The organism is Desulfurella sp. (genome assembly GCF_023256235.1).
Lineage (GTDB): Bacteria > Campylobacterota_A > Desulfurellia > Desulfurellales > Desulfurellaceae > Desulfurella.
Genome location: NZ_JAGDWY010000063.1, coordinates 15,698 through 25,302, shown reverse-complemented (window position 1 = coordinate 25,302; position 9,605 = coordinate 15,698). Strand labels below are relative to the sequence as shown.

The 9,605-nt window shown below is 31.6% G+C and carries 10 protein-coding genes; all 10 read right to left on the bottom strand.

Annotated elements, in window-relative coordinates; all coding sequences use genetic code 11:
- Positions 1-122: NRDE family protein (locus tag Q0C22_RS10465; protein WP_367172122.1), on the bottom strand; the 122-nt coding region annotated here is incomplete at its 3' end.
- A gap of 12 nt (positions 123-134) precedes the next feature.
- Positions 135-1,334 (bottom strand): cyclopropane-fatty-acyl-phospholipid synthase family protein, encoded by a 1,200-nt coding sequence (locus Q0C22_RS06505; protein ID WP_291492973.1) that lies wholly within the window; start codon positions 1,332-1,334, stop codon positions 135-137.
- A gap of 360 nt (positions 1,335-1,694) precedes the next feature.
- Positions 1,695-2,561 (bottom strand): thiamine pyrophosphate-dependent enzyme, encoded by an 867-nt coding sequence (locus Q0C22_RS06500; RefSeq protein ID WP_291492971.1) that lies wholly within the window; start codon positions 2,559-2,561, stop codon positions 1,695-1,697.
- The gene (locus Q0C22_RS06495) at positions 2,558-4,243 is read right to left on the bottom strand and encodes a 2-oxoacid:acceptor oxidoreductase subunit alpha (RefSeq protein WP_291492968.1); all 1,686 of its coding nucleotides are present in this window, start codon (positions 4,241-4,243) and stop codon (positions 2,558-2,560) included. The genes Q0C22_RS06500 and Q0C22_RS06495 overlap by 4 nt, the downstream gene beginning before the upstream one ends.
- Positions 4,244-4,245: 2 nt before the next feature.
- Complete coding sequence (locus tag Q0C22_RS06490) at positions 4,246-4,740, bottom strand: ferritin family protein (RefSeq protein ID WP_291492966.1); 495 nt, start codon at positions 4,738-4,740, stop codon at positions 4,246-4,248.
- Positions 4,727-5,197, bottom strand: a complete 471-nt coding sequence (locus Q0C22_RS06485; RefSeq protein WP_291492964.1) for a redoxin domain-containing protein — start codon at positions 5,195-5,197, stop codon at positions 4,727-4,729. The genes Q0C22_RS06490 and Q0C22_RS06485 overlap by 14 nt, the downstream gene beginning before the upstream one ends.
- 20 nt (positions 5,198-5,217) lie before the next feature.
- Positions 5,218-5,697, bottom strand: coding sequence for a hypothetical protein (locus Q0C22_RS06480; protein WP_291492962.1), 480 nt, complete (start codon positions 5,695-5,697; stop codon positions 5,218-5,220).
- A gap of 18 nt (positions 5,698-5,715) precedes the next feature.
- Positions 5,716-5,949 carry a ferritin family protein gene (locus Q0C22_RS06475; RefSeq protein WP_291492960.1) on the bottom strand — a complete coding sequence of 78 codons (234 nt, stop codon included), beginning with the start codon at positions 5,947-5,949 and terminating at the stop codon, positions 5,716-5,718.
- A 23-nt stretch (positions 5,950-5,972) separates the two neighbouring features.
- Positions 5,973-6,650 (bottom strand): cytochrome b5 domain-containing protein, encoded by a 678-nt coding sequence (locus Q0C22_RS06470; protein WP_291492958.1) that lies wholly within the window; start codon positions 6,648-6,650, stop codon positions 5,973-5,975.
- Positions 6,650-9,605 (bottom strand): aconitate hydratase AcnA (gene acnA, locus Q0C22_RS06465; RefSeq protein WP_291492956.1); only part of this gene is annotated, 2,956 nt, incomplete at its 5' end. The genes acnA and Q0C22_RS06470, both read right to left, overlap by 1 nt.

Sequence of the window (9,605 nt, the reverse complement as noted above, 5' to 3'; positions counted from 1 at the left end):
TCGTGGTCAAATTCGTACCAATAAAAAGGTAAACTTTTTCTTTTGTAGTATTCATCACGATTGGCTGCTAAAATTAATTTGTATTGTTGCAGATGGTTTATTGAAAAGACAACTAAACACATATTTATTATAACTTAAAATCCATTATAAATTTCTCCCCTATAAAGCGGTATATCTATTTGACCTTTTGAGAAGACTATCTGGTATAGTTGTGTATCTCCCCATGTAAATGATGCTTGTGCTCCATTTAGGTAGAGTCTCCACATTCTAACAAACTTATCATCAAATAGTTGTTGTACTTTATCAATGTTTTTTTCAAATCGTTCAATCCAGTGATGTATTGTTTTTGCATAATGAGGCCTTAAGTTTTCTATATCAATAATGTAGAATTTTACTTTTCTGATTCTTTTTACCAGTTCTTCTAAAGATGGCAGATAACCACCCGGGAAAATATATTTCAGTGTCCATGGATCTGTTGGAAGCGGTTCATTGTGCCCTATTGTATGTAAAAGACCTATTGAGTATGGCTCAAGAAGAGTATCTATTTTTTTAAAGAATGTATCTGCATAGTTTTTTCCAATATGCTCATACGCACCTATTGAGACAAATTTGTTGAACTTGCCTTTTAAGTTTCTATAGTCTTCATATATTACTTCAATATTTTTTTCCAAGCCTTCTTCTTTGATTTTGTTTTTTGCAAACTCATACTGATTTTTAGATATAGTGCAGCCCAAACCCTTTATATCATTTCTTTTTGCTGCATATATCAAAAAACCACCAAACCCACAGCCTACATCTAAAACAGTATCATTGTTTTTTAGATGAATTTTTCTACATATAAGCTCATACTTGTTGTTTTGAGCATTTTCAAGTGTGTCGTCTGGATTTTTAAAGTAAGCGCATGAGTAAGTATAGCTTTTATCCAAAAACAAGCCAAAGAATTCATTGCCTAAATCATAATGGTGTGATATGTTTTTCTTTGCACCTTTTTTGGAATTTATATTTGAAAGCTTGTTTGCAAGGATTTCGAGTTTTGTTTTTACAGGTGCTTTTATGCCTATTTCTCTAATAAAATGTTCAAGGTATAAAACATCCTGTAGGTTGCCTTCTATCTCAAGATTTCCATTTGTGTAATTTTCTCCAAAACCAAGACTCAAATCACTCATTAACTCTTTTAAAACCAAAGGGCTATTTATCTTTATTGTTATCTTGCCCGGTATTGTTCCAAACTGTTTTGTAGAGCCATCCCAGTAAATAATCTTTGAAGGAATGCTATTGCTTACTTTCTCTAATATACTTTCTATTAGCTTTTGAAAATCAGCTATTGCATCCATATAACCCTCCTTTTGCTAAAATATGTCAGCTAAAAGAGTTTTTCTACAATAAACTTTAGTAGTTTTGGTAGAGGTTTTCACCTCAATAAAGAAATTTAATCTACTTATTGTTAATATCAAGTTAACTTAGAATATGTAATAATTGTCGAAAACATATTTAATAAAAGTGAATTTATTTTTTCAATAAGTAATTTTATAGATAAAATAAGGAATCAAATATAAAATTTTAATATTTATTTTTTTCCATATGGTTTTACATATAATTATTTTGCAAAAATTTTAATATTTTTTATTCCTCTATTAGTTTTTTCTTACATCTCCTATACGTTAATTTTTAAAATTTGATAAAATTGATTTATGCTAAAAATTTTCATCTATAAAATGTTTAATTTTATCGATTTGTGTACTCCTTTTAAACAGTGGTGTATTGTCTTGCTTGTAACACATTAGATTTTCTTCAAATGTTTTTTTATTGTTTATGTAAAAAACACCAAGTGGCATAGGATCGTTTTCAAGTGCTTTTTGGAGTGCGAGTATTTTGTTTTTGGGATCGTGATTTTGCATTATGTATGTGTGTTCACTATACCATTGATAGGTATTGACTTTATTAAAACTGACGCATGGTTGAAACAGTTCAACCACAGCAAAACCTTTATGATTGATCGCCTGGGCAATAATATCTGCTGTGTAATCTTTGTTTCCAACATAAGCTCTTGCTACAAATGAGGCATTTAAAACTATTGCAAGCGCAATTGCATTTAATGGCTCTTCAAATACGCCAAATGGCTGAGTAGTTGTATGCTGGCCAATCATTGTTGTAGGCGAGCCCTGCCCTTTTGTTAAACCATAAATTTGGTTATTATGTATGATAACTGTAATATCTGAGTTTCTCCTTATACCATGCAAAAAATGGTTTCCCCCTTCTGAATACATATCGCCATCGCCACCTTCAGCAATTACGACGAGATTTGGATTTGAAGCTTTAAGTGCCGAGGCAATAGGTATTGCTCTTCCGTGTAGCGAATGAAAACCGTGCGTATTTATATAGTGAACTATTTTTGCAGCCTGCCCTATACCGCTAACTATAGCTATATCTGTTGGCTTTAAATTCAATTTTTTGAAAGCTGAAGCCAGTGCATCTCTTAGTGGAAAATTGCCACAGCCTGGACACCATGATACATCATAAGAATCAGGTCTTTTTGGTTCAAATTCACCAAGCGTGCTCATCTAACCTCCAATGCCATTTCAAGTTTTTCTTTTAATTCTTCAACAAAAAATTGTCTTCCTGTGTACTTATTTATGAGCTTATCTACTTTTATGCCATATTCTTTCCAGATCAGGTTTGCAAATTGACCTGAAAAGTTTTGCTCAACAAAAATTAATTTCTGGGCTTTTTTAAGGTAATTTAAGCCTTCATCATTTAAAGGGTACAATTGAGAATAGCATAATAGTCCTGTATCGTCTCTTTTTAATAATTCTAAAGCCTCTTTTGTATTTTCATACAATGAGCCATAACAAACAACTAAATTTTTAAATATTTGTGGTCCTATATACATCGGTTTTAATGATTCACTTTTTATACCATCTATTTTTCTCATTCTTTTTTCAAGCATGAGTTTAGACAACGTTTCATCTTCTGTAATATCTCCATACTCATCATGCTCGTTGCCATTTGCTACAATAATTCCGTCGCCAAAACCTGGGATACCTCTTTTTGATATACCGTTTTGAGTTAATTCGTACCTTTTGTAATCTTGAGGTGTTTGGATGATATAATTTTTGGGTTCCAAAAATTCTAATTGCGTTGAATCAATATTATACATCATGCTCATAAAATATTGGTCAGTCAAAATATAGCTTACACATTGGTATTTATCAGCTATATCAAAAGCTTTTTGCGTTACAAAAAACGCATCTTCTATATTTCTAGGTGAAAATATAGCTCTTGGAAAATCACCGTGAGAAGAGTACAAAACTAAGTTGAGGTCGCTTTGAGATGTTCTTGTAGGAAGACCGGTTGCAGGCGATGGTCTTTGAGCTAAATGAACCACAAGTGGTGTTTCAGTCATACCAGCAAGACTTACGCCTTCTTCCATAAGAGCATAACCTCCCCCAGATGTTGTAACAAAAGCTCTAACTCCTCCAAACCATGCACCAATTGCAGCGTTAACAGCTGATATTTCATCTTCAAATTGTTCTACTACGATATCAAATTTATCCATTTGATGGGCTAAAAATATTGCAACATCTGTAGATGGTGACATTGGATAAAAAGATAAAAACTTTGCATTTGAAGATAATGCTCCAAGGGATACAGCCTGTGAACCACTTAGTAAAGCATATTTTTTTGGTGTTAGGTAATCAATTTGTGGTTTGATTTTGCTATATGAGCTATCTTTAAATAGATTATAGCCAGCATTGTATGCCTCAATGTTTTTTTGTGCAACATCAGGATCTTTAAAATGATTTTTAATTATATTATGTGCAATGTCAGCATTAATCTCAAAAATTGACGATATAAACCCAAACGCAACAGTGTTTGCAAATATTGCGCTGCCAAGATTTTTAGCTGTTTTTAAAAAATCAACTGTAAAAAATTGAGAATTATACTCATCTGTTATAAAATCTTCTTCTGAAAAAATTATTGTGTCTTTTGATATTCTATTTTTTGAATGATCAAGTGCATTTTTTGTAAATAAGAATAAAAAATCTGCAAACTGCTTGTAACCTTTATTTTCTTTTGACGAAACCCTTATGGTGGTAGAGTTTACGCCACCTCTTACCCTTGACATATATTCTTTATCGGAAAACACAAAAAAACTTGCTTCTTTAAAGGCTTTTGAGACTAATGCTTCAACCGTTTCAACGCCTTGACCTGCTGCGGCTGTAAGGACAATAGTATAATCCATATTTACTCCTTTCTTAACTGTTCTTCAATATGGCTAAACTCGGCTGATTCAACCCATTCCTGACCTTTCCTTATAAATTCCATTAAGTTTTCCAGTATAATTCTGTGTTTATCTTCTTCTTCGGAAATTAGCTGGAGTATGTTTTTTTCGTTTTCATTATCGGATTCAAGAGATTTTTGTTTATAAAAATCTCTTGAATCTATTTCGATTTTTATTGCTTTGCTGTAGACGTCTAATAAATTTTGTTCATCTGAAAAATCACTATTTTGATTTTTTAGTTTTTTAAATAAATTTGGCACATTGTCAAATGTTGAGGTAGGCAGGTATTCGTATACACCTTCTTTAAATTTTTCTATAATTTTATAATGTCTTGTCTCATCAGCTGCAAGCATTAAAAATAAAGACCTAATCTCCTCTTTTTTTGCTTTTAAAGCTTGTTCATTGTAATAGTTTTTGCCATCTTCTTCTAAAGCTAAAGCATAATCAATTGCGTCCATAATTTTCCTCCAAAAACTTGATAATCTCGTTTATATCCGGTAATTCTTTGATTGGGTAAACTTTAGTAAAAATTACATTAAAATTTTCGTCAAGCAGTATGTTTACTCTGCCTGAAAAGCCGTATTTTTCAATAAAAACATCGAGCTTTTTTGAAACTTCCCCGTGGGGCCAAAAATCGCACAAAAGCGGGGTTTTTTCTATATTTAGACTTTTGGCCCAGGCTTTTTTAGATGGTACTGTATCTATACTAAGACCCAAACATACAGTATTTAGTTGTTTGAAGATATCAAAATTTTCTTCTAAACTTTGCATTTGTTTTGCACACACATCTGTCCATGCAAGTGGGTGAAATGATAGTAATACTTTTTTGCCCTTATAAGAATTTAAACTGATATCTTTAGAGTTCTGATCTTTTAATGTAAAATCCTCAACTTTAGAACCAATTGCTAAAGCCATAAAATCTCCTTTATTTTTAATTATTCCTGACTCACTGGTATTTTAACCTTTATAATATGCCATATACCAACTGGTGTTTTTAAATTATTGCCAAAGGTATCGCCGGGTTTTTTATCGCCTTCAAAGTAGTAAAGTGGTTTATTGTCGTATGAAATTTGTAATTTACCATCAGGTCTTTTAAATACTTTAAAATCTTTAGATTTTAACATTCTTGGTATAGAAAGTTCTTTTTCATAAAAGATAGGCCATTTAGACAAACAAACTTCATTTTTACATTTTATGTTGTTGTCAGTTTCATTTTCTAAATAATATAGAGTCATACCGGTTGGACCTACTAAATATGTGCCAATTTCTGGTTTTTGGGCTACATTTACAGTAAAAGTTGTTACAATTGAACAATCTCCTTCAACTTTTAGTCCAGAAAAATTAGTCGCAAATGCATTATTTAGACCTAAAAATGTAAAAAAACCAATACCTGCAATAAAATACTTGAGTTTCATAAAAAATACCTCCTTAGATTATTTTGAATTTTTTATTTTTATTATGTTTTCTTCTATATCTTTTAGTATCTTTCTTAAAGAAGCTTCGTGTCCTTTTTCCTGTTCGGCAAGAGATAAAAAAAGCTGGATAGATTCTTGAGTTTTGAATTTTTTTGCTGCATTCAGGTAAAAATCTCTTGCACTGATTTCTTTCGGGATTGCTATTAGAATAATTTGTTTCATTTCTTCTAACTCTTCAAGCGTGTAATCCATAAAATATCCTCCTTCTATTAAGTTTAAGCCCAAGTAATCTTTCCGCCTTCATACGCTATAAAAAGCACAATAGGTAAATTTGCAAAAATAAGGACATTATATATGATAAATGCAAGGCTATTTGTGCTTGAAATGTCTGGATTTGTAATCCTGATAACTATGCCTGTAATACCTATTAAAACTAATATAATAGAAAATTTTATCTTATTTTTAAAAATTTTTGTTGGTTGCTTATCATAGTTTATCCACCAGCTTAAGAAACCAGCTGATATTGCAGGTATAGCCATAATAGTAGCAACAAAGAAAGCATAAATAGCGCTTAATTCAAAGCTTGAAAGTGAAGTTAAAAGAAAAAGTAACTGCATAAGCGCAGCAAAGAAGAATAAACCCAAAGGATAGTGGATTAGAACTGGGTGCGGATGAAATTTCTGATAAAATTTTATCAGTGTTTCTTTTGAACTTTGTGTTTTTGATTCATCAATTTCAAGCGTATCTACTACTTCAAATGATTTTAAAACTTCATCAGTATGTGGAGCTAAAGCCAAAAAGTCTGTTAAATCTTCTCCAGCCCTATGACGAGCCATATGGACCCCATCTTTCCATCTTTTAGAATTTGTTACATCATAAACCTTACCTTTGTAGGCAACGTAAGCTTTTTCTCCATTTTGACCATTATGTTTTGAGAGTTCTTCCAATTTCATTAGTTCCCCCTTGCCTGAATTGTTTGTTTAAGTAATTTTCTTAAAACAAAACTTAAGATACCGTCATTTTTGTAATATTCAATTTCTTTTTGCGTATCTAATCTGGCAATAACATCAAATTCAATCTTTTGTTTATCAGATTTTAATGCCGTAATATGCAATAATTTATTTGGTTTAAGATCTTCAAGTCCTTTTATAAAAAAAATTTCGCTCCCATCAAGGTTTAATGTTGCATAATCTTGATTTTCATTAAATTGCAAAGGTAATATGCCCATATCGATAAGGTTGCTTCGGTGAATTCTCTCAAAAGATTTTGCAAGAATTGCTTTAACTCCAAGTAATTTTGGACCCTTTGCAGCCCAATCGCGAGATGATCCGCTTCCATATTCTTTTCCAGCAATAACAATTAAAGGAATTCCTTCTTGTTGATATTTTACCGATGCATCGTATATGAACTCAATGTTTTTTTGATCAAACTTAAGTGTGTAAGCCCCTTCTTTTGGTTTAACCAAAAGATTTTTTAACCTTACATTTCCAAATGTGCCTCTTGTTAATACCTCGTGATTACCCCTCCTTGATCCATATGTATTAAAATCTTTTTCTTCTACACCGTTATGAATTAAATAGTTACCTGCAGGGTAATCTTTTGGTATTTTTCCAGCTGGAGAGATATGATCTGTAGTAATAGAATCTCCAAATAACGCAAGTACTCGTGCGTTATTTATTTCTGAAATTGGGTTAATATCGATTTTAAAATTATCAAAATAAGGGGCTTTTTTTATATAAGTAGAATTATTTTGCCATTTATATAAATCAGTAGCTTCAACTTTTAAATTATCCCAGATTTTATCATTAAAAATCGTGGCATACTTATCTTCAAATAGATCTTTTTTGAGATATTTACTAATATAGTCATTAATTTCATAACTGGAAGGCCACAAATCTTTTAAAAAAACATTATTGCCATTTACATCTTTTCCTAAAGGTTCAGTTGTCATATCAATATCAATATTTCCAGATAAAGCAAAAGCAACAACAAGCATAGGTGAAGCAAGGTAATTTACTTTTACGCTATTATTTATGCGCGCTTCAAAATTTCTGTTGCCTGATAATACGCTTGCCACTATTAAATTTTCTTTTTTAACAACTTCTTCTATTACAGGGTGAAGTGGACCGGAATTTCCAATGCAAGTTGTACATCCATGACCTACAACATGAAACCTCAAAGCTTCTAAATATGGCAAAAGATTTGCTTTCTTTAGATATTCATCAACCACCCAGGATCCAGGAGCCAGTGATGTTTTTATGTATGGTTTTACACTTAATCCTAACTCTACAGCTTTTTTAGCCAAAAGACCCGCACCGATCATTACATATGGATTTGATGTATTGGTACAAGAAGTAATGGCTGCTATTGCTATACTACCATCTGATAATAAAAACTCTTCATTTTCAAATTCAATTTTAACAAACTTTTTTTTGTTATATACCTTTACTTCACCTAATTTCATATTTTTTAGTAATTCGTCTATTGAAGTTTCGTTTTTTAAAGTATTTTCTTTACTTTGCATATTTTTATTTAATAATTCATCAAAATTACGCTTTAGATCCTTTAAAATTATTTTATCCTGCGGTCTTGATGGACCTGCGAGGGAAGGTTCAACACTAGATAAATCAAAATCAATGATTTTAGAATATTCTGGTTCATATGAACTATCATAAAATACACCTTGATGTTTTGCATAAGCTTCAGTCAAATCAATTAAATGTGACCTGTTTGTTAGCTCCAGGTATTCTAAAGTTTGATTATCTATTGGAAAAAAACCTACCGTGGAGCCATACTCTGGCGACATATTGGATATTGTAGCTCTATCTGGAACGCTCAAATGGTTTAAAGCAGGACCAAAATACTCAACAAAGCTATCTACCACATTATTCTTTCTGAGTTCATTTGTTATGCTTAAAGCTAAATCCGTTGGTGTTGAGCCTTCTTTTAGTTTTCCTTTTAATCTAACTCCAATAACATTTGGTATTTTCATGTAGTATGGTTCACCTAAAATTACCGCTTCTGCTTCTATACCTCCAACGCCAAAGCCGAATATACTTAAACCATTTATCATTGTAGTATGTGAATCTGTACCAATTAATGTATCAAAAAAAGCTATTTTTTCATTGTTTATTTTTTTTGTTTTTACAATTTCACCTAAATATTCAAGATTAACCTGGTGCACGATACCAGCATTTGGTGGGAACGCTCTAAAATTTTTTAATGAAAGACTTGCCCATTTAATCAATTCGTAGCGCTCCATGTTTCTTTTGTACTCTTTTGCAAGATTATAATCCATCGCTTTAATTGTTCCATATTGATCTACCTGAATTGAGTGGTCGATAATTAAATCAACCGGTACTGATAAATCAACTTTCTTTGGATCACCGCCAAGAAAAGCATAAGCATCTTTAAGTGTTGCAATATCTACAATAGCTGGTACACCAGTAAAATCTTGCATGACAACTCTTTCTGGGAAAAAAGCTATTGCTTTTGATTTATCTGTTTTATCAAAATTAATTAGGTTTAAAATGTCGTATTTGTTTATATATACATCGTCTTTATGTCTAAGCATATTTTCAAGTAAAATTTTAAGGCAAAATGGCATTCGTTCTATTTGTTGGTATGTTTTAGCTATAACTTTTAGACTATGTATAAGGTAATTCTCATTTTTTATTTTTAAACCTGAGCAAAATTCTTCAGAGCCTATTGCAGCAATTCTATCCTGCCTTGCGATCCCCTCATTTTGTGCCTGTTCTATAATGTCATTCAATTCTTTTAATACTCCAGAATAAAGGAAAAGATCTGTTTTGGGCGCATAATGCTTGTATTTTATTCCAGGGCTTATCGGTGTTCCCTCTATTTCTGAAGAGACTCCTCTTGTTATGCTTGTGACAAGAGGCTTTCTT

Excerpts from the sequence above, each read along its gene's own strand:
- Q0C22_RS06475 (WP_291492960.1), bottom strand. The coding sequence starts at position 5,949 with ATGGATTACACGCTTGAAGAGTTAGAAGAAATGAAACAAATTATTCTA.
- Q0C22_RS06500 (WP_291492971.1), bottom strand. The coding sequence starts at position 2,561 with ATGAGCACGCTTGGTGAATTTGAACCAAAAAGACCTGATTCTTATGAT.
- Q0C22_RS06485 (WP_291492964.1), bottom strand. The coding sequence starts at position 5,197 with ATGGCTTTAGCAATTGGTTCTAAAGTTGAGGATTTTACATTAAAAGAT.
- Q0C22_RS06495 (WP_291492968.1), bottom strand. The coding sequence starts at position 4,243 with ATGGATTATACTATTGTCCTTACAGCCGCAGCAGGTCAAGGCGTTGAA.
- Q0C22_RS06480 (WP_291492962.1), bottom strand. The coding sequence starts at position 5,697 with ATGAAACTCAAGTATTTTATTGCAGGTATTGGTTTTTTTACATTTTTA.
- Q0C22_RS06505 (WP_291492973.1), bottom strand. The coding sequence starts at position 1,334 with ATGGATGCAATAGCTGATTTTCAAAAGCTAATAGAAAGTATATTAGAG.
- Q0C22_RS06490 (WP_291492966.1), bottom strand. The coding sequence starts at position 4,740 with ATGGACGCAATTGATTATGCTTTAGCTTTAGAAGAAGATGGCAAAAAC.
- Q0C22_RS06470 (WP_291492958.1), bottom strand. The coding sequence starts at position 6,650 with ATGAAATTGGAAGAACTCTCAAAACATAATGGTCAAAATGGAGAAAAA.